The 20,280-nt window shown below is 70.5% G+C and carries 13 protein-coding genes; 8 read left to right on the top strand and 5 right to left on the bottom strand.

Annotated features, from left to right (window positions below):
- Positions 1–102 precede the first annotated feature (102 nt).
- A complete protein-coding gene (locus tag ACFV8T_RS21775; protein WP_385329766.1) occupies positions 103–1,134 on the top strand; it encodes an alcohol dehydrogenase in 1,032 nt (343 codons plus the stop codon).
- Positions 1,135–1,154: 20 nt separating this feature from the next.
- Here the strand turns inward: ACFV8T_RS21775 and ACFV8T_RS21770 are convergent, their stop codons facing one another.
- Entirely contained in the window at positions 1,155–2,705 is a 1,551-nt protein-coding gene (locus tag ACFV8T_RS21770; RefSeq protein WP_385329763.1) for an MFS transporter, read from the bottom strand.
- Between the two features lie 137 nt (positions 2,706–2,842).
- On the opposite strand from ACFV8T_RS21770, the gene ACFV8T_RS21765 reads away from it, so the two are divergent.
- The gene (locus ACFV8T_RS21765; protein ID WP_385329760.1) at positions 2,843–3,757 is read left to right on the top strand and encodes a TetR/AcrR family transcriptional regulator C-terminal domain-containing protein; all 915 of its coding nucleotides are present in this window, start codon (positions 2,843–2,845) and stop codon (positions 3,755–3,757) included.
- Between the two features lie 163 nt (positions 3,758–3,920).
- The gene (locus ACFV8T_RS21760; protein ID WP_385329757.1) at positions 3,921–5,954 is read left to right on the top strand and encodes a M4 family metallopeptidase; all 2,034 of its coding nucleotides are present in this window, start codon (positions 3,921–3,923) and stop codon (positions 5,952–5,954) included.
- Between the two features lie 102 nt (positions 5,955–6,056).
- Here the strand turns inward: ACFV8T_RS21760 and glgP are convergent, their stop codons facing one another.
- The gene (glgP, locus tag ACFV8T_RS21755) at positions 6,057–8,660 is read right to left on the bottom strand and encodes an alpha-glucan family phosphorylase (protein ID WP_385329755.1); all 2,604 of its coding nucleotides are present in this window, start codon (positions 8,658–8,660) and stop codon (positions 6,057–6,059) included.
- A gap of 640 nt (positions 8,661–9,300) precedes the next feature.
- Between glgP and ACFV8T_RS21750 the strand changes: the two genes are divergently transcribed.
- The 5 genes from ACFV8T_RS21750 (at position 9,301) to ACFV8T_RS21730 (ending at position 17,685) form a co-directional block, all read left to right on the top strand.
- The gene (locus ACFV8T_RS21750; RefSeq protein WP_385329752.1) at positions 9,301–11,334 is read left to right on the top strand and encodes an alpha-1,4-glucan--maltose-1-phosphate maltosyltransferase; all 2,034 of its coding nucleotides are present in this window, start codon (positions 9,301–9,303) and stop codon (positions 11,332–11,334) included.
- The gene (gene treS, locus ACFV8T_RS21745; RefSeq protein ID WP_385329750.1) at positions 11,331–13,037 is read left to right on the top strand and encodes a maltose alpha-D-glucosyltransferase; all 1,707 of its coding nucleotides are present in this window, start codon (positions 11,331–11,333) and stop codon (positions 13,035–13,037) included. Before ACFV8T_RS21750 ends, treS begins: the two co-directional genes overlap by 4 nt.
- A gap of 238 nt (positions 13,038–13,275) precedes the next feature.
- Positions 13,276–14,676: a maltokinase gene (locus tag ACFV8T_RS21740; RefSeq protein ID WP_385329747.1), complete on the top strand. Its 1,401-nt coding sequence runs from the start codon at positions 13,276–13,278 to the stop codon at positions 14,674–14,676.
- Between the two features lie 79 nt (positions 14,677–14,755).
- Positions 14,756–17,113: a 1,4-alpha-glucan branching enzyme gene (gene glgB / locus ACFV8T_RS21735; protein WP_385329743.1), complete on the top strand. Its 2,358-nt coding sequence runs from the start codon at positions 14,756–14,758 to the stop codon at positions 17,111–17,113.
- Between the two features lie 260 nt (positions 17,114–17,373).
- Positions 17,374–17,685, top strand: a complete 312-nt coding sequence (locus ACFV8T_RS21730; RefSeq protein ID WP_385329741.1) for an NIPSNAP family protein — start codon at positions 17,374–17,376, stop codon at positions 17,683–17,685.
- 266 nt (positions 17,686–17,951) lie between these two features.
- Here the strand turns inward: ACFV8T_RS21730 and trxA are convergent, their stop codons facing one another.
- From trxA to ACFV8T_RS21715, 3 genes are all read right to left on the bottom strand, one after another.
- Positions 17,952–18,293 (bottom strand): thioredoxin, encoded by a 342-nt coding sequence (trxA, locus tag ACFV8T_RS21725; RefSeq protein ID WP_323180280.1) that lies wholly within the window; start codon positions 18,291–18,293, stop codon positions 17,952–17,954.
- 3 nt (positions 18,294–18,296) lie between these two features.
- A complete protein-coding gene (locus ACFV8T_RS21720; protein ID WP_385329739.1) occupies positions 18,297–18,701 on the bottom strand; it encodes a MerR family transcriptional regulator in 405 nt (134 codons plus the stop codon).
- 92 nt (positions 18,702–18,793) lie between these two features.
- The gene (locus ACFV8T_RS21715; RefSeq protein ID WP_385329737.1) at positions 18,794–20,152 is read right to left on the bottom strand and encodes a cation:dicarboxylate symporter family transporter; all 1,359 of its coding nucleotides are present in this window, start codon (positions 20,150–20,152) and stop codon (positions 18,794–18,796) included.
- Positions 20,153–20,280: the final 128 nt, after the last annotated feature.

The following is a 20,280-nucleotide window of genomic DNA, read 5'->3' as shown; positions in this document are numbered from 1 at the left end:
CGGGGCCCGCCCCCGTCCGCGCCGCCCGGCGCGCGCGACCGGACCGGAGCTGGTCTGCTGTTTCCAGGGGGCCGTCCACTCCCATGTCCCGGAGAGATCCAGATGAGCGTCCCCAGCGTCTACCGAGCCGCGCAGGCCACCGCCGCCGGCGGTCCTTTCGAGATCGTCGAGCGCGCGGTGCCGCAGCCGGGTCCGGGTCATGTCCGGGTGGCCGTGGACGCCTGCGGCGTCTGCCACAGCGACGCCGTCTTCGTGGACGGCGTGCTCCCGGGCGTACGGTTCCCGGTGGTCCCCGGGCACGAGATCGCCGGCCGGATCGAGGAACTCGGCGACGGCACGCACAGCGCCTGGCAGGTGGGTGACCGGGTGGCGGTGGGCTGGTTCGGCGGCAGCTGCCACCACTGCACACCGTGCAGGCAGGGCGACTTCATGGTCTGCGTGAACCTGAAGGTGCCCGGGTGGGCGTACGACGGGGGCTATGCCGAGAGCGTCACCGTCCCGGCGGACGCCCTGGCCCGGATCCCCGACGCGCTGTCGGCGACCGACGCGGCGCCCATGGGCTGTGCGGGAGTGACCACGTACAACGGACTGCGGCGCAGCGCCGCCCGGCCGGGAGACCTGGTCGCCGTGCTCGGTATCGGCGGGCTCGGACACCTGGGCGTGCAGTACGCGGCCGCGATGGGCTTCGAGACGGTGGCTATCGCCCGCGGAGCCGCCAAGGCCGACTTCGCGAAGGAGCTCGGCGCGCACCACTACATCGACAGCACCGCGGGCACCACCGTCGCGGACGCGCTGCAGTCCCTGGGCGGTGCCCAGGTCGTCCTGGCCACCGCCGCCAACTCCGCGGCCATCACGGCCACCGTGGAGGGGCTCGCGCCCCGCGGCGAGCTGGTGGTCATCGGCGCGGACCCGGAGCCGCTGGGGATCAGCCCGAACCAGTTGCTCATGACCGGCAAGGTCGTCCGGGGCCATCCGGCCGGCACCGCGCAGGACGTGCAGGACACCCTGGCGTTCAGCGCCCTGCACGGGATCCGCCCGATGACCGAGACGGTGCCGCTGGACGGGGTGGAGGAGGCGTACCGGAAGATGCTGTCCGGCGCCGCCCGCTTCCGGATGGTGCTCACCACCGCCTGAAGGCCCGGTGGCAGCGGGCGTCACCTCGGCGTACGGACGCCCCGGAGCAGGAGGACGGAGAGTACGGCGGCGCCGAGCATCACGATGGCGGCACCGGCCGCGGCCATGTCCAGGCTGTGGGTGAAGGCCCTGGTCGCCGAGGCGAGCACCGTCTCCCCCAGCCGGTCCGGCAGCTGCCGGACCACCGCGACCGCGCCGCCCAGGGTCTCCCGTGCCGCGTCGGGTACGGCGGCCGGCACCCTACCGCTCATGTCCCGGCCGTAGACGGCGGCACCGACCGAGCCGAGCAGCGCCATTCCCAGGGCGCCGCCGAGCTCCTGCCCCGATTCGAGGACGGCGGCGGCGGAGCCCGCGCGCTCGGGCGGTGCGGCGCCGAGCGCGAGTTCATTGGCGAGGGTCATCGCGGAGACCAGCCCGCCCGCGTAGACGGCGGACCCGGCGAGCGTCGTCCACAGCGGCGAGTCCACCCCGGTCCGGGTGAGCCAGAGGAAGCCCGCGGCGGAGACGAGGAACCCGCCGGCCATCACGTGACCGCGGTCGAACCGCCGGGCGAGCGCACCGCCCACCGGGGCGGCGACCATGACGCCGAGGGACGGCACCAGGCTCCACATCGCCGCCTCGAACGGGCTCTTGCCCAGGACGGACTGCATGTACTGGGAGAAGAACGGGGCGAATCCGACCGTGGCCGCCATGGCCAGCAGATTGACGACGACCGATCCGCCGAAGGCGCGGCGGCGCAGGAGTGCGAGGTCGACCATCGGGTGGGCGAGCCGGGCCTGCCGGCGGAGGAAGACGAAGCCCAGGCAGAGTCCGACGGTGATGCCGAGGGCCGGCAGCGGCTGGTAACCGTGCTTGGCCAGTTCCTTGATGCCGTGGATCAGCGGCAGCAGCGCGGCGAGCGAGAGCACCGCGCTCAGGGTGTCGAACCTGCCCCGGGCGGGCGCCTTGGACTCAGGCAGCAGCAGCGGTGCGAGGACGAGCAGCAGCGCCATCGCGGGCAGGTTGACGAGGAACACGGAGCCCCACCAGAAGTGTTCGAGGAGCGCCCCGCTGAGGACCGGGCCGACGGAGATGCCGGTGGCCAGCACGGTCGTCCAGACGGCGACCGCCCGGGAGCGCTGCCCGGGGTCGTGGAAGAGGTTGCGCACGAGGGCGAGGGTGGACGGCATCAGGCAGGCGCCGCCCACCCCGAGGAGTGCGCGGGCGGCGATCAGTGCCCCGGGGGACTGCGCGTAGGCGGCGGCGACCGAGGCGGCGGCGAACAGGACCGTGCCGGCGATCAGCACCTTCCGGCGTCCGACGCGGTCACCGAGCGCGCCCATCGTGATGAGGAGTCCGGCGAGGACGAAGCCGTACATGTCCAGGATCCACAACTGCTGGGTGGAGCCGGGTTCGAGATCCGCGCCGATGGCCGGCAGGGCGTAGAAGAGGATGGAGACATCCATCGAGACGAAGAGCAGCGGCAGCATCAGCACGCCCAGCGCGGTCCATTCACGGCGCCCGGCACGCGGGGCGGCGGGCTCCGGCGGGGCGGGGGCGGGCGGGGCCGGGGTGTGCGGTTGCGAAGTCATGGCGGGAGCACAGCAGTTGCTCCACGTACACCGCAAACACCGCCGTAGTGCACCTGGCGAACGGCCCCGATGGCCCCTCGGAATTACCCGGGTTGACGGGGCGTACGCCGTCACGGGTGCACTAGTACAGTGCACCCGTGACGACCGAACCGCCCTACCTCAGGATCGCCGGTGGACTGCGTCGCCGGATCGCCTCCGGTGAGCTCGCCCCGGGCGACCGGCTGCCCTCCACGCGCACGATCGTCCGGGAGTACGGGGTCGCGATGGCGACCGCCACCAAGGCGCTGTCGGTGCTGCGCGGCGAGGGCCTGGTGCGGGCGGTGCCGGGCATCGGCACGGTCGTCGCCGAGCGGGCCGCGCCGGGCCCCGGCGACGCGGGCGGCGGGCCCGCCCTGAACCGTGGGCGCATCGTGCGTACCGCGATCGAACTGGCCGACGCCGAGGGGCTGCCCGCAGTGTCGATGCGCCGGGTCGCGACCATCCTGACCACCTCCACCATGGCGCTGTACCGCCATGTGCCGGGCAAGGCGGAGCTGGTCCGGCTGATGTCGGACGAGGCGTTCGCGGAACGCCCGCTGGGCGCCGTGCCGCACGGCTGGCGGCCGGGGCTGGAACTCGCCGCCCGGTGGCTCCGGTCGGTGTACGGGCGCCACCCCTGGCTGGCCCAGGCCGTGGCCTCCTTCACCCGGCCGACGGCGTCCCCGCACGCGATGCGGTACACGGAGTGGGTGCTGCGCGTCCTCGCCGGCACCGGGCTGCCCGCGCGGACGAAGCTCCACATCCACCTCACGCTCTTCGCCCATGTCCAGGGGCTGGCCATGGCCGGCGAGCTGGAATCGCAGGCGCGGCAGGACACCGGGCTCTCCGCGGAGCAGTGGATGGAAAGAAACGAGCCACACTTCGACGCCATCTCGGCCAGTGGTGACTACCCCTTCCTCAACTCGCTTTTCGAACACGAGGAGTTCGAGCTCGACCTCGACACTCTCTTCGAATTCGGGCTCCGGGGGACATTGGACGGCATCGCGGTGATGATCGGCGAAACGTCCGCTTAACGAACACGACGTTTCCGGCAACGGACGAGTTCCGGCCAAGTTGTTGACGCGGTCCTGACAGAGACGGCTTCCTGCTGACACTCTTCACCCCGTTCTGCGCACTTCTCGCTCACCCCGGACGGCTCACCGAGCCGCCGGTACCCCCCTCGCAGAAGGAGTCCGCGTGAGATCCACGCCCAGCCGTCGTGCCACCGCGACCGGCGCTCTGATAGCCGCAGCAGCCCTCCTCGCCGTCGGCGTCCAGACCGGAACGGCCACTGCCACTCCCAGCAGCGCCACAGCGGCGACCTCGGCGGCGGCCGGCGCCGACCACGGTGCCCTGGCCAAGCAGCTCTCCCCGTCCCAGCGCGCCGAGCTGATCCGCGAGGCCAACGCGAGCAAGGCGGACACGGCCAAGGACCTCGGTCTCGGCTCGCAGGAGAAGCTCGTCGTCAAGGACGTCGTCCAGGACAACAACGGCACCACGCACACGCGTTACGAGCGCACCTTCGCCGGACTCCCGGTGCTCGGTGGCGACCTGGTCGTCCAGGAGAACAAGGCCGGAACCACGCAGAGCGTCACCAAGGCCTCCAAGGTCTCCAGCGCGCAGCTGAAGACCGTGGACACGGCGGCCGACGTCGCGCCCGCGGTGGCCGAGAAGCAGGCACTCGGCCTCGCCAAGGCCGACGGATCCAAGAAGACCGAGGCCGACCGGGCACCGCGCAAGGTGGTCTGGATGGCGCAGGGCAAGCCGCAGCTCGCCTACGAGACCGTCGTCGGCGGACTCCAGGAGGACGGCACCCCCAACGAGCTGCACGTCATCACGGACGCGGCCACCGGGGCAAAGCTGTACGAGTGGCAGGGGGTCGAGAACGGCACCGGCAACACCCAGTTCAGCGGCCAGGTCACCCTCGGCACCGCACCGTCGTACACGCTGACGGACACGGGCCGCGGCAACCACAAGACGTACAACCTGAACCACGGCACGTCCGGCACCGGGACGCTGTTCACCAACTCCACGGACGTGTGGGGCAACGGCAACCCGTCGAACGCCGAGACCGCGGCCGCGGACGCCCACTACGGCGCGGCCGAGACCTGGGACTACTACAAGAACGTGCACGGCCGCACCGGTATCCGCGGTGACGGTGTCGGCGCGTACTCCCGCGTCCACTACGGCAACAACTACGTCAACGCCTTCTGGCAGGACAGCTGCTTCTGCATGACGTACGGCGACGGCGCGGGCAACAACGCCCCGCTGACCGCGCTCGACGTGGCCGCGCACGAGATGTCGCACGGTGTCACCGCCGCCACCGCCAACCTGGTCTACAGCGGCGAGTCCGGTGGCCTCAACGAGGCGACCAGTGACATCTTCGCCACCGCGGTCGAGTTCTACGCCAACAACGCCAGCGACAAGGGCGACTACCTCATCGGCGAGAAGATCGACATCAACGGTGACGGCACCCCGCTGCGCTACCAGGACAAGCCGAGCAAGGACGGCGCGTCCAAGGACGCGTGGTACTCCGGCATCGGCAACATCGACGTCCACTACTCCTCGGGCCCGGCGAACCACTTCTTCTACCTGCTCTCCGAGGGCAGCGGCGCCAAGGTCATCAACGGCGTCTCCTACGACTCCCCGACCTCCGACGGCCTGCCGGTGACCGGCATCGGCCGCGACAAGGCCGCGCAGATCTGGTTCAAGGCGCTCTCCACCAAGTTCACCTCCACCACCAACTACGCGGCGGCCCGCACCGGCACCCTCGCTGCGGCCGGTGAGCTGTACGGCACGACCAGCGCCGAGTACAAGGCCGTCGGAGACGCCTGGGCCGCCATCAACGTCGGCACCCGTGACGGCGGCAACCCGGACCCGGGCGGCAAGGTCTTCGAAAGCAAGACCTCGGTGGCCATCCCGGACCGCGGTGCGGCCGTCACCAGCTCGGTCAACGTCACCGGTGTCACCGGCAACGCGCCCAGCGCCCTCAAGGTCGACGTGGACATCACCCACACCTACCGCGGTGACCTGGTCGTCGACCTCGTCGCCCCGGACGGCACGGCCTACCGGCTGAAGAACTCCTCGGCCGGCGACCCGGCGGACGACGTCCGCGGCACCTACACGGTCGACGCGTCGTCCGAGGTGGCCAACGGCACCTGGAAGCTCAAGGTCCAGGACGTCTACTCGGGTGACACGGGCAAGATCAACAGCTTCAAGCTCACCTTCTGAACCCCACACCGGTCATGACCCGGTGACCACCGCCCGGCAGGAGCTCGCGCCCCTGCCGGGCGGTTCCGTGTCGGAACCTGTCGGGTGACCGCCGGCCGGCTCTCAGCGCAGCAGCACGCCCGCACCGTCCCCGGCCGCCTCCGTGGGCAGCGCCACCAGGCCGAGTTCCGCTCCGGTCACCAGCAGCGGATGGGCCGGAAGCACCCGCACCGTGTAGCCGTACGGCCCCGTACGGTCGAGGGCGAGCGGCCCCTCGTAGAGCCAGCGGCCCTCCAGGTCCTGGCCCCCGGCCGGTTTCAGCGGGAAGACCTGGGCGTCCGAGATCCCGTCGGCGGCGTCCACCCGGCCGGCCACCGCCTGCACCTCCACGTCGGCCGGCTCCAGCACCCCGAGGGCGACCCTGGACCGGAGCGTCAGCGTCGCCCCCAGCTCGGCCGAACCGTCCGCCGCGGTGGGCGCCACGGCCTCCACATGGTCGACGGCCACGCGCGGCCAGGCGGCACGGACCCTGGCCTTCCAGTCGGCGAGGCGGCGCGCCGTCCCGGGGTCCAGCGCGCGCCGGGCGCGCGCGGCGGGCGCGTACAGCCGCTCCACGTACTCGCACACCATCCGCCCGGCCAGCACCTTGGGACCGAGCGTGCCCAGCGTGCGGCGGACCATCTCGATCCAGCGCTCGGGAAGCCCCTCGTCGCCGCGGTCGTAGAAGCGGGGCGCGACCCGGTCCTCGATCAGCTCGTAGAGGGCGGCGGCCTCCAGATCGTCCCGGCGGTCCTCGTCCAGGGCCAGACCGTCGGCGGTCGGGATCGCCCAGCCGAAGTCCGGCTCGAACCACTCGTCCCACCAGCCGTCGAGCACCGACAGGTTGAGGCAGCCGTTGAGCGCGGCCTTCATCCCGCTCGTACCGCAGGCCTCCAGCGGGCGCAGCGGATTGTTCAGCCATACGTCGCAGCCCGGGTAGAGCTTCTGCGCCATGGCCATCCCGTAGTCCGGCAGGAAGACGATGCGGTGGCGCACCCGGGGATCGTCGGAGAACCGCACCAGCTCCTGCACCAGCCGCTTTCCGCCGTCGTCGGCGGGATGGGCCTTGCCGGCGACGACGATCTGGATCGGGCGGGTCGGGTGGAGCAGCAGCTCCGTCAGCCGGTCGCGGTCGCGCAGCATCAGCGTGAGCCGCTTGTACGAGGGAACGCGCCGGGCGAAGCCGACCGTCAGCACGTCCGGGTCCAGCACGCCGTCGATCCAGCCGAGTTCGGCCGGCTCGGCGCCCCGGGCGCGCCATGAGGCGTGCAGCCGCTCGCGCACCTCGGTGACCAGCTGTCCGCGCAGGGAACGCCGCAGGTCCCACAGTTCCCGGTCCGGGACCTCGGCGGCGGAGTCCCAGCGTCCGGGTGTGCCGCCGTAGCGGCTGCGCATCCGGAAGACCTCGGGCGCCACCCAGGTGGGTGCGTGGACCCCGTTGGTCACCGAGGTGATCGGCACCTCGGCCGCGTCGAAGCCCGGCCACAGCCCGGCGAACATCTCCCGGCTGACCGAGCCGTGGAGGGTGGAGACCCCGTTGGCCCGCTGGGCGAGCCGCAGTCCCATCACCGCCATGTTGAAGAGACCGGTCTCACCGTCGGGGTGGGTCTCCATGCCCAGTTGCAGGATGCGTTCGGCGGCCACGCCCGGGAGTTCGCCGTCGTCGCCGAAGTGCCGGGCGACGATTTCGCGGTCGAAGCGGTCGATCCCGGCGGGCACGGGCGTGTGGGTGGTGAAGACCGTGCCGGCCCGTACGGACTCCACCGCGGAGTCGAAGTCCAGCCCGGTGACGGAGAGTTCACGGATGCGTTCGAGTCCGAGGAAGCCGGCGTGCCCCTCGTTGGTGTGGAACACCTCGGGTTCCGGGTGCCCCGTGAGCCGGCAGTACGTCCGCACGGCCCGTACGCCGCCGATGCCCAGGAGCATCTCCTGGAGGAGCCGGTGCTCGCTGCCGCCGCCGTACAGCCGGTCGGTCACCTCGCGCTCGCCCGGCGCGTTCTCCTCCACGTCGGAGTCGAGCATCAGCAGCGGTACGCGTCCGACCCGGGCCTGCCAGATGTGGGCGTGCAGCGAACGGCCGCCGGGCAGGGACAGCACCACCCGGCTCGGGGTTCCGTCGGCCTCGCGCAGCAGGGCGACCGGGAGCTCGTTCGGATCGAGTACCGGATAGTGCTCCTGCTGCCAGCCGTCGCGCGACAGGCTCTGGCGGAAATAACCATGCCGATAGAGCAGGCCGACCCCGACGAGGGGGACGCCCAGATCGCTGGCGGCCTTGAGATGGTCGCCGGCGAGGATGCCGAGCCCGCCGGAGTACTGGGGCAGGGCCGCGGTCACTCCGAACTCGGGCGAGAAGTAGGCGACGGCGGCCGGGAGTTGTGCTCCCTGCTCCTGCTGTTCCTGGTACCACCTGGGTCCGTCCAGGTAGTCCCGGAGGTCCTGGGACGCCTCGGTCAGCCGGTGCAGGAACTGCTGGTCCCGGGCCAGCTCGGCGAGTCGTCCGGCGGACACGGCACCGAGCAGCCGCACCGGATCGCATTCCGCCGTCCGCCGGACCTCCGGGTCGACGGCCTGGAACAGCTCACGGGTCTCGGTGTGCCAGGACCAGCGCAGATTGTGGGCGAGGTCGCTGAGCGGTCGAAGGGGTTCGGGGAGGACGGGACGCACGGTGAATCGACGAATGGCCTTCACGTATTCCACCTTTACAGGGGACGTACTGATCCGAGGGGACGCACCACGGTGTGCGGCGCTCCGTCACCCTCGACGGCAGCGGCGGGCCCCGCCCCATCCGTAACCGGAATCCCGCACGGCCCCTCCAGGCACATCGACCACACAGGTAATGGCCGATTCCATTCCCCCGTCCGGTCTTGTGGCACTCCACCCCAAGGAGAAAGCTGCCCAGTGGCGTCCGGAGGGTCACCGGCGAGCCCGCGCACACGGGGCGACGCCCGGTGCGAACAGGTCGTCATGAATACGCCCGAGTAGTTGACAGAATCACTGGATTGGCCCACCGGGAATCGTGGGAAGGCTTCTCCGGTACACAGCCCGGGTGGGGCCCGGGTGCCAGATGAATATCGCCCGAATGCAGCAAGAATGCGAGGCATCCGCGGGTCTGGAGTTCATCCGGTTCACATACTCGAAACATACCCGCGCCCAGGTCATTCGACTGCCATTCGAGTGAATGCGGACAGGAGCGGCCATGCCCACACCCCACCAGCCGTCGACGGAGCAGCTAGAAAGGACGGACCCCATCGGTCGCGGTGCGCGCATTTCGCCCTCCGCCACTGTGCCGCGCCCCGTTCAGCCCGAACCCCAGTCCCCAGGTGATTCCATGATCGGTCGCATTCCCGTCCTCGACGTCCGTCCCCTCGTCGACTGCGGCAGAAGGCCCGCCAAGGCCGTCGCCGAGGAGACCTTCCAGGTCACCGCGACCGTCTTCCGCGAGGGCCACGACGCCGTCGCCGCCAATGTGGTCCTGATGGACCCGGGCGGGCGCCCCGGTCCGTGGACGCCGATGCGCGAGCTCGCTCCCGGCACCGACCGCTGGGGTGCCGATGTCACCCCGGTCTCCGAGGGCCGCTGGACGTATACGGTCGAGGCCTGGAGCGACCCGGTCACCACCTGGCGGCAGCACGCCCGGATCAAGATTCCGGCGGGGATCGACACCGCGCTCGTCCTGGCGGAGGGTGCCGAGCTGTACGAGCGGGCCGCCGGGGGCGTGCCCAAGCGGGACGGCCGCGAGGCGGTGCTGGCCGCCGTCGACGCGCTGCGCGACACGTCCCGCCCGGCCGCCGCCCGGCTGGCCGCGGCGCTCGCCCCCGAGGCGCAGGCCGCGCTCGCCCGCCATCCGCTGCGCGAACTGGTCAGCGCGTCCCGGCCGCTGCCCCTGGTGGTCGAGCGCCGACGGGCCCTGTTCGGTTCCTGGTACGAGCTGTTCCCGCGCTCGGAGGGGGCCAGGGTCGAACCGGCCGCGCCCACGAAGCGGAAGGGCGGGGCGGGTCGGGCCGGGAAGCCGGCGAGGATCGTCAGCGGCACCTTCCGCACGGCCGCCGAGCGGCTTCCCGCGGTCGCCGCGATGGGCTTCGACGTGGTCTATCTCCCGCCGATCCACCCGATCGGAACCACCCACCGCAAGGGCCCCAACAACTCGCTCTCCCCGGCCCCGCACGACATGGGGGTGCCGTGGGCGATCGGCTCCGCGGAGGGCGGTCACGACGCCGTCCATCCCGGGCTCGGCACCCTCGACGACTTCGATCATTTCGTCGGGACAGCCCGCGATCTGCGCATGGAGATCGCACTCGATTTCGCGCTCCAGTGTTCTCCCGACCACCCCTGGGTGGAGAAACACCCGGAGTGGTTCCACCATCGCGCGGACGGCACGATCGCCTATGCCGAGAATCCGCCGAAGAAATACCAGGACATCTATCCGATCGCCTTCGACAAGGATCTGCGCGGACTGGTCGCCGAGACCGTGCGCATTCTGCGGTTCTGGATGGATCACGGGGTGCGGATCTTCCGCGTAGACAATCCGCACACCAAGCCGGTGATCTTCTGGGAGAAGGTGATCGCGGACATCAACCGGACCGACCCCGATGTGATCTTTCTGGCCGAGGCATTCACCCGGCCCGCGATGATGAAGACGCTCGCGACCATCGGCTTCCAGCAGTCCTACACATATTTCACCTGGCGCAACACCCGGCAGGAAATCACCGAATACGTCACGGAGTTGTCCGGCGAGACCGCCTCCTACATGCGGCCCAACTTCTTCGTGAACACGCCGGACATCCTGTCCGGCTATCTCCAGGACGGAGGCCGCCCGGCCTTCGAGACGCGGGCCGTCCTCGCCGCGACGCTCTCCCCCTCCTGGGGTGTGTACGCGGGCTACGAGCTGTGCGAGAACACCCCGGTCCGGCCCGGCAGTGAGGAGTACCTCGACTCGGAGAAGTACCAGATCCGGCCCAGGGACTGGGAGTCGGCGGAGCGCGAGGGCCGTTCGCTGGCCCCGCTCATCACCACGCTCAACCGCGTCAGGCGCCGCAACCCGGCTCTGCAGCAGCTGCGCGACGTGCACTTCCACTCCACCGACAACGACGCGCTGATCGCGTACAGCAAACGTTCGGGTTCGAACATCGTTCTGGTGGTCGTCAACCTCGACCCGCACCACACCCACGAGGCCACGGTCTCGTTGGACATGCCGCGACTCGGCCTCGACCGGCACGAGCGCGTGCCGGTGCGCGACGAGCTCACCGGCGATACCTATCACTGGGGCAGGACCTTCTATGTGCGTCTGGAGCCGGGTGTCACGCCCGCGCACATCGTCGTCCTGCGACCGTCCCCGCCGACCGGAGGGTCACCCACACCATGATCGTCAATGAGCCTGTCCACGACACGTTCGAGGACACCCCGGCCAAGGACCGCGATCCCGACTGGTTCAAGCGCGCCGTCTTCTACGAGGTCCTCGTCAGGTCCTTCCAGGACTCCAACGGCGACGGCATCGGCGACCTCAAGGGCATCACCGCCAAACTGGACTATCTGCAGTGGCTGGGCGTCGACTGCCTCTGGCTGCCGCCGTTCTTCAAGTCGCCGCTGCGCGACGGCGGTTACGACGTCTCCGACTACACCGCCGTGCTGCCGGAGTTCGGTGACCTGGCCGACTTCGTGGAGTTCGTCGACGCCGCGCACCAGCGCGGGATGCGCGTGATCATCGACTTCGTCATGAACCACACGAGCGATCAGCACGACTGGTTCCAGCAGTCCCGCACCGACCCGGAGGGGCCGTACGGCGACTACTACGTCTGGGCCGACGACGACAAGCAGTTCCCGGACGCCCGGATCATCTTCGTGGACACGGAGACGTCCAACTGGACCTTCGACCCGGTGCGCAAGCAGTACTACTGGCACCGGTTCTTCTCCCACCAGCCCGATCTCAACTACGAGAACCCGGCGGTGCAGGAGGAGATCATCTCCGCGCTCCGCTTCTGGCTGGACCTCGGCATCGACGGCTTCCGGGTGGACGCCGTGCCGTATCTCTACCAGCGGGAGGGCACCAACTGCGAGAACCTCCCGGAGACGCACGACTTCCTCAAGCGGGTCCGCAAGGAGATCGACGCGCACTACCCGGACACCGTGCTGCTCGCCGAGGCCAACCAGTGGCCGGAGGACGTCGTCGACTACTTCGGCGAGTACCGGGCCGGCGGCGACGAGTGCCACATGGCGTTCCACTTCCCCGTGATGCCGCGGATCTTCATGGCCGTCCGGCGCGAGAGCCGCTACCCGGTCTCGGAGATCCTGGCGAAGACACCGGCGATCCCGAAGAACTGCCAGTGGGGCATCTTCCTGCGCAACCACGACGAACTCACCCTCGAAATGGTCACGGACGAAGAACGCGACTACATGTACGCGGAGTACGCCAAGGATCCGCGCATGCGGGCCAACATCGGCATCCGGCGGCGGCTCGCGCCCCTGCTGGACAACGACCGCAACCAGATCGAGCTGTTCACCGCGCTGCTGCTGTCCCTGCCCGGCTCCCCGATCCTCTACTACGGGGACGAGATCGGGATGGGCGACAACATCTGGCTCGGCGACCGGGACGCCGTACGCACCCCTATGCAGTGGACGCCCGACCGGAACGCCGGGTTCTCCTCCAGCGACCCGGGACGGCTCTACCTCCCCACGATCATGGATCCGGTCTACGGCTACCAAGTCACCAATGTCGAGGCGTCGATGGCGTCGCCGTCGTCGCTGCTGCACTGGACGCGGCGGATGATCGAGATCCGTAAGCAGAACCCCGCCTTCGGTCTCGGCTCGTACAACGAACTGCCGTCGTCGAACCCGGCCGTGCTCGCCTTCACCCGTGAGCACGGGGACGATCTCGTGCTGTGCGTGCACAACTTCTCGCGGTTCGCGCAGCCGACGGAGCTCGATCTGCGGTCGTTCACCGGGCGTCATCCGGTGGAGCTGATCGGCGGGGTGCGCTTCCCCGCCGTCGGCCAATGGCCCTACCTGCTGACTCTCGCGGGGCACGGCTTCTACTGGTTCCGGCTGCGCAAGGACACGCCGCCGAGCTGACCGGACACCCACTCCCACACCGACCGCGGGGCGGTTTCCGCCGCCCCGCACGGGGCACCCTCCCCCACATCGCACGCACGTACGGCCCTTCCGGGTCCCATCTGGCGTTTCGATCCCATCGAGTCGAGTCCGTACGGACCATCCTGACCCGACACGTCCCGCACAGCCGGACAGCTATTGCCGCAATCCGGGACACTCTTCGCATCCTGTGGTGTGCCCGGGGAAAGGACGCGATGCCATGTCGGAGGCTGCATCCACTCGGGTCGCCCTGGCTGACAGCACAGCCCTGCTCCCGTCTCTCGCCCCCCTGCTGCACGAATGGCTGCCCCGGCAGCGTTGGTTCGCGGGCAAGGGGCGGCCGGTCACCGCGTTCTCGCTGGTGTCGGCGACCGAAATACTGCCGGTGGGCACCGGTTCCGTCGCCGCCGGAACCGGAACCGGGCTGCTCCATCTGCTGGTCCGGGCCCATCAGCCGGCCACGCCCGCGCAGTCGCCGGACGACTGCTACCAACTGCTGCTCGGCGTACGGGCCGTGCTGCCGCCCCGGCTCGCGCCCGCGCTCATCGGCCAGGTGACCGAGGGGCCGCTGGCCGGCCGCACCGTCTACGAGGGGCTGCACGACCCGCGCCTGGCCGGACTCCTGCTGGAACGGTTCCGTACCCCCGGCACGCTCGGCGCCCTGCGCTTCGACCGGAGCGGTCCGGCCATCGCCGCGGGGCTCGCACCGCGGCTGCTCGAAACCGACCAGTCCAACACCTCCCTCGTCTACGGCGACGCCTACATCCTCAAGATCTTCCGCCGGATCTTCCCGGGCACCAACCCCGACCTGGAGCTTCCGCTGGCGCTCGCGCAGGAGGGCTGCGGGCGGGTGCCCGCCCCCGTCGCCTGGTTCGAGTCCATCACCCCCCGGCCGCTCACCCTCGGTGTGCTCCAGCCGTTCCTGAGCGGCGCCGAGGACGGCTGGCGGCTCGCCCTGCGCGCCCTGGCCGCGGGCCTGGACTTCACCGACGAGGCGCACGCGCTGGGCCGGGCCACCGCCGAGGTGCACACCGCCCTCGCCGCCGCCCTGCCGACGCCCGCCCTGCACCGCGCCCAGACCGAGCGCCTCGCCGCCTCGATGGTGCGCCGGCTGGAGGCCGCCGCCCAGGCGGTACCGGAGCTCGTGCCGTACGTCCCCGGGCTGCGTGCCGCCTTCGACGCGGTGGCCGCGCTGGGGCACCGGGGACGCGACTGGGCGGCCCAGCGGGTGCACGGCGATCTCCATCTCGGCCAGACCCTGCGCGCGGCCGACGGTTTCTGGTCACTGATCGACTTCGAGGGCGAACCGGCCAGACCGCTGCCCGAGCGCCGCCGGCCGCAGCTCCCGGTGCGCGACATCGCCGGGATGCTCCGCTCCTTCGACTACGCGGCCCGCTCGCACCGCCCGTGGAACGCCGACTGGGCGGCCCGCTGCCGGACCGCCTACTGCGAGGGGTACGCCGACGCGGCGGGCGTCGACCCGCGCAGCGAACCGGAGTTGCTGCGCGCCCATGAGACCGACAAGGCGGTGTACGAGGTGCTGTACGAGGCACGGCACCGGCCCGACTGGCTTCCGGTCCCGATGGCCGCGATCCACCGTCTGGCCGCCGCCGACGACTGACGGCCCGGCGCGCGTACCCCTCGTCGCTCTCCCGTCCCCTTCATCTCCCCCCTCAACACCCTCCGAGGAGGCTGTCCCTGTGACCGCCCGCAAGCCGTCCCGAAAGCCGTCCGCCAAAACACCCGCCCCCACCGAGGTCCCCCGAGTCCAGCCACCGGCCCCCGACGGGGCACCGGCCCCCGCGGGCCCGGCCGAGGCGACGCCGCGCCCCCGCCGGGGCGCCGGCAGCCAGGGCGTACGACAGGCGCGCCCCCTCGACGACGGCGACCGGGGACGGCTGCTCGCCGGTGAGCACCACGCCCCGCACGACCTGCTCGGCGCCCACCCGGTCCGCGGTGGCGTGACCTTCCGGGTGCTGCGCCCGTACGCCCGATCGGTGACCGTGCTCGCCAAGGGGCTGCGGGCGCGGCTGCACGACGACGGCGACGGCTTCTTCTCCGGGCTGCTGCCGATGCCCGCACTGCCCGAGTACCGGCTGCTGGTCGCCTACGACGACAACGAGATCGAGGTGGAGGATCCGTACCGCTTCCTGCCCGCGCTCGGCGATCTCGATCTGCATCTGATCGGCGAGGGGCGGCACGAGGAGCTGTGGACCGCCCTCGGCGCGCAGCCCATGGAGCACCAGGGGGTGGCGGGCACCCGGTTCACCGTCTGGGCGCCCGACGCCCGCGGTGTGCGGGTCACCGGGGACTTCAACTACTGGGACGGCACCGGCTTCCCGATGCGTTCGCTCGGCTCCACCGGGGTGTGGGAGCTGTTCCTGCCCGCGATCGGGGAGGGCGCGCTCTACAAGTTCGACGTCTGCCGCCCGGACGGTTCGCACACGCTGCGCGCCGACCCGATGGCCCGGTACGCCGAGGTGCCGCCCGCCAACGCCTCGATCGTGACGGCCTCGCACCACGAATGGCGGGACCAGGAGTGGATGGCGCACCGCGGGGACGTCCCGGTGCACGAGGCGCCGATGTCCGTGTACGAGGTGCATCTTCCGTCCTGGCGCCCGGGGCTCACCTATCGCCAGCTGGCCTCCCAACTCCCGGCGTACGTAAGGGATCTGGGGTTCACGCATGTGGAACTGATGCCGGTCTCCGAGCACCCCTTCGGCGGCTCCTGGGGCTATCAGGTCACCGGTTTCTACGCCCCGACGTCGCGCATGGGCACCCCCGACGACTTCCGATTCCTCATCGATTCCCTGCACCGGGCCGGGATCGGCGTGATCGTCGACTGGGTGCCCGCGCACTTCCCGCGCGACGACTGGGCACTGGCCGAGTTCGACGGCCGGCCGCTGTACGAGCACTCCGATCCGTCGCGGGCGGCGCACCCCGACTGGGGCACGCTGGAGTTCGACTTCGGACGCACCGAGGTGCGCAACTTCCTGGTGTCCAACGCCACTTACTGGTGCGAGGAGTTCCACATCGACGGGCTGCGGGTCGACGCCGTCGCCTCGATGCTCTATCTCGACTACTCGCGCGAGGAGGGCGAGTGGTCCCCGAACGAGCACGGCGGGCGGGAGAATCTGGACGCCGTCGCCTTCCTCCAGGAGATGAACGCCACCGTCTACCGCCGCAATCCGGGTGTGGTGACCATCGCGGAGGAGTCCACCGCCTGGGACGGTGTCACCCGCGCCACCCACCATGTCGGCCCCGGCGGCTTCGGGGGCCTCGGCTTCGGGCTGAAGTGGAACATGGGCTGGATGCACGACTCCCTGGAGTACGTGTCGAAGGAGCCGGTGCACCGCAAGTACCACCACAACGAGATGACCTTCTCGATGGTGTACGCGTACAGCGAGAACTACGTGCTGCCGATCTCGCACGACGAGGTGGTGCACGGCAAGCGGTCGCTGGTCTCCAAGATGCCCGGCGACTGGTGGCAGCAGCGCGCCAACCACCGGGCCTACCTCGGCTTCATGTGGGCCCACCCGGGCAAGCAACTCCTTTTCATGGGCCAGGAGTTCGCCCAGGGGGCGGAGTGGTCGGAGGGGCACGGCCCGGACTGGTGGCTGCTCGACCCCTCGTACGCGGCGGAGAGCGACCACCGGGGCGTACGCACCCTGGTGAGCGACCTGAACGCGGTGTACGGCGCGACCCCCGCGCTCTGGCAGCGCGACACCGTTCCGGAGGGCTTCGACTGGGTGGACGGCGGCGCGGCCGAGGACAATGTGTTCGCCTTCCTGCGCTACGACGCGCACGGCTCACCGCTCCTGGCCGTCAGCAACTTCTCCCCGGTGGTGCGGCACGACTACCGGGTGGGGGTCCCGGACGTGCTCGGGGCCCGGGTGGCGTGGGCGGAGGTCCTCAACACCGACGCCGCCCGGTACGGCGGCAGCGACGTGGGCCATCCCGGTCCTCTGAAGCCGCAGCCGGTGGCCGCGCACGGCAGGCCCGGCAGCCTGCTGCTGACGCTGCCGCCGCTGGCGACGGTCTGGCTGAAGCCGGTCTGATCCCGCCCGCGGGCCCGCGACCACCTCCTGGCCGCGGGCCCGCGCCATGCCCAGCTCAGCGGCCGAGCGCCTCGACCGTGCTCGCCCATGAATCGGCGCCGTGCGCGCCGTGGTCATCGCGGCGGATGCACCGCCATGAACCCACTTATTTCTCGGATACCCACCAAAAGGAAAGTATCCGGGCCAGGCCGAGCGAGGCTCGGGACTCGGGGCACATGGGCCGCCTTCGAGCCCGCACCGGCATGCAGCATCATGTGGGCGTGATCACCATTCATCTGAAATACGAGATCGACGCCGACAAGCTTGAGGACTTCGAGGAATACGGCCGCCGATGGGTCGGGCTCGTCAACCGTTTCGGCGGGACGCACCACGGCTACTTCCTGCCGAGTGAGGGCGACAGCGACATCGCCTATGCCCTCTTCTCCTTTCCCAGTCTCGCCGCGTACGAGCAGTACCGCACGGACAGCATGTCCGACCCGGAGTGCCAGGACGCCTTCGAACTGGCTCGTACCACCCGCTGCATCAAGCGGTACGAGCGCCGCTTCCTGCGACCGCTCGACGACAGGGCCTAAGGGCTGGGCTTGGACGACTGCTCCGAACGCCAGGACATGGCCGTGGAATTCTTCGACCGGGTTGCGAACTCGGCCGTTTCTCCACCGTCGTCAGCATGAACCGAGAGGGCGTGCCCCCTACGGCCCGGAAGCATGTGCACGGGCACTGCCCGGCCGTGACGTGACGCCGCGATCGGGCTCCGCGGACCGTAGCGGCCCCCGAAGGCGGCCTCTACGGTTGTGCGCTGCTTGTCCCGGTTCGGACGGACGTACGCCCCGTCCCCGCCTCACACCGTCTCGAAGACGTCCTCCAGTTCCTGGAGCAGCCGGCGCTTGGGGCGGGCGCCCACCATCGACTTCACGGGTTCGCCGGAGCGGAAGACCATCAGGGTCGGTGCCGACAGCACCGCGTACCGGCTCGCGATGCCCGGATTGGTGTCGATGTCCAGCTGGACGACCTCCATGCGCCCGGCCAGCTCGGTGGCGACGGCGCTGAGCACGGGGGCGATCTGGCGGCACGGGCCGCACCAGTCGGCGGTGAACTCGACCAGCACGGGCAGGTCCGCCGCGAGCACCTCCGTATCGAAGGTGGTGTCGGTGACCTCGGCCACGCCCTCTGCATGAATCATCTGTCATCCTCCCAGTTCACAACGTGGTTCCGGACCGCCGGGGAGCGCTGCCCCGGCCTCCAGCTCGGCCCTGGTGAGCTCTGCGCCCACCTGGGCGCGGACCGCTTGGAGCTGCTCGATGAGCGAGTCGAGCTCGCCGAGTTTGCGCCGGTAGACGGCGAGCGAGGCGGGGCAGGCGTCACCGGCCGGGTGGCCGGCGCGCAGGCAGTCGACGAACGGCCGGGTCTCCTCCAGCTCGAACCCGAAGTCCTGCAGGGTCCGGATCTGCTGGACCAGCCGCAGATCGTCCTCGTCGTACGCGCGGTAGCCGTTGTCGGCCCGCCGCGCGGACAGCAGTCCGCGTGACTCGTAGTAGCGCAGAGTCCGCGTGGTCGTCCCGGCCCGTTCGGCCAGCTCCCCGATTCGCATGTCCTCGACGGTAGACCTTGACGCCGACGTCAAGGCAAACGCGAAGGGCCGCCGCGGGAGTCCCGCGGCGGCCCTGTACGTGTTCCGGGTGGCTATGCCTTCGCCACGGCGGGCTGCTCCTCGCCGCCCCGGGGCTCCGGGACGGTGCCCGTGTCGGCGTCCTGGTTGAGCATCTGCTCGGTCCACGGGAGCGCACCGGAGAGGACCTGGTCCACGCGCTCCTTGTCGATCTCCTTGGTCCAGGTGCCGACCAGGACGGTGGCCACCGCGTTGCCCGCGAAGTTCGTCATGGCGCGGGCCTCGCTCATGAAGCGGTCGATGCCGACGATCAGACCGACGCCGTCGACCAGTCCCGGGCGGTGCGACTGGAGGCCGCCCGCGAGGGTGGCCAGGCCCGCGCCGGTGACTCCGGCGGCGCCCTTCGAGGCGACGATCATGAAGAGCAGCAGCGAGACCTGCTCACCGGCGCTCAGCGGGTCGCCCATCGCGTTGGCGATGAAGAGCGAGGACATCGTGAGGTAGATCGCGGTGCCGTCGAGGTTGAAGGAGTAGCCAGTGGGCACCGTGATGCCGACGACCGGCCGGCTGACCCCGAGGTGCTCCATCTTCGCGATGAGCCGCGGCAGGGCGGACTCGGAGGAGGAGGTGGAGAGGATCAGCAGGAACTCTCGGCCCAGGTACTTCAGCAGCGCGATCAGATTGACCCCGGCGACCAGCCGCAGGATCGTGCCGAGCACCACGAAGACGAAGATCGCGCAGGTGAGATAGAAGCCGATCATGATGATCGCGAGGGATTTCAGCGCGTCGACGCCGGTTTCGCCGACCACCGCGGCCATCGCGCCGAACGCGCCGACCGGGGCCGCCCACATGATCATGGCGAGGATCCGGAAGACGAGGCGCTGGATGTGGCCGATGCCACGCAGCACCGGCTCGCCCGCCGAGCCCATGGCCTGGAGCGCGAAGCCCGCGAGCAGGGCGATGAGCAGGGTCTGCAGCACCTGACCCTCGGTGAAGGCGGAGACGATCGTGGTCGGGATGATGCCGAGCAGGAAGTCGGCGGTGGACTCGCTCGCGCCGGCCGCCTGCTTCTCGCCCGCGGCGCGTACGGCCTCGGTGAGGTGGAGGCCCTGGCCGGGCTCCAGGAGGTTGCCGACGAGCAGACCGATGGCCAGCGCGACGGTCGACATGACCAGGAAGTAGCCGAGGGCGAGGCCGCCGACCGCGCCGACCTTGGCGGCCTTGCGCACCGAGCCGACGCCCAGCACGATCGTGCAGAAGATGATGGGCGAGATCATCATCTTGATCAGGTTCACGAAGCCGGTGCCGATCGGCTTGAGCTCCACGGCGACGCCCGGGGCCGCGAAGCCCACGAGGATGCCGAGCCCCACCGCCGCGATCACGGCGAGATACAGATAGTGCGTGCGGTCCCGCTTGGCGGCTGCCACTCCCACGGGGGTTCTCCTCGGTTCGTCCGGGTCACTCCCCCGTCCCTGGGGGCGCAAGGGCTGTCCGGCGGTTGGGAGCCGGGAAAACCCTTGGCGAATATCTCGCTCCCTGTGACGCCGGTCACCGTTGCGTG

Origin of the sequence: Streptomyces sp. NPDC059832, from assembly GCF_042731715.1 — a bacterium.
In the GTDB taxonomy this organism is placed as follows: domain Bacteria; phylum Actinomycetota; class Actinomycetes; order Streptomycetales; family Streptomycetaceae; genus Streptomyces.
Note: the sequence above shows the minus strand (reverse complement) of the source record. Positions and strands in the feature narration are given on the sequence as shown.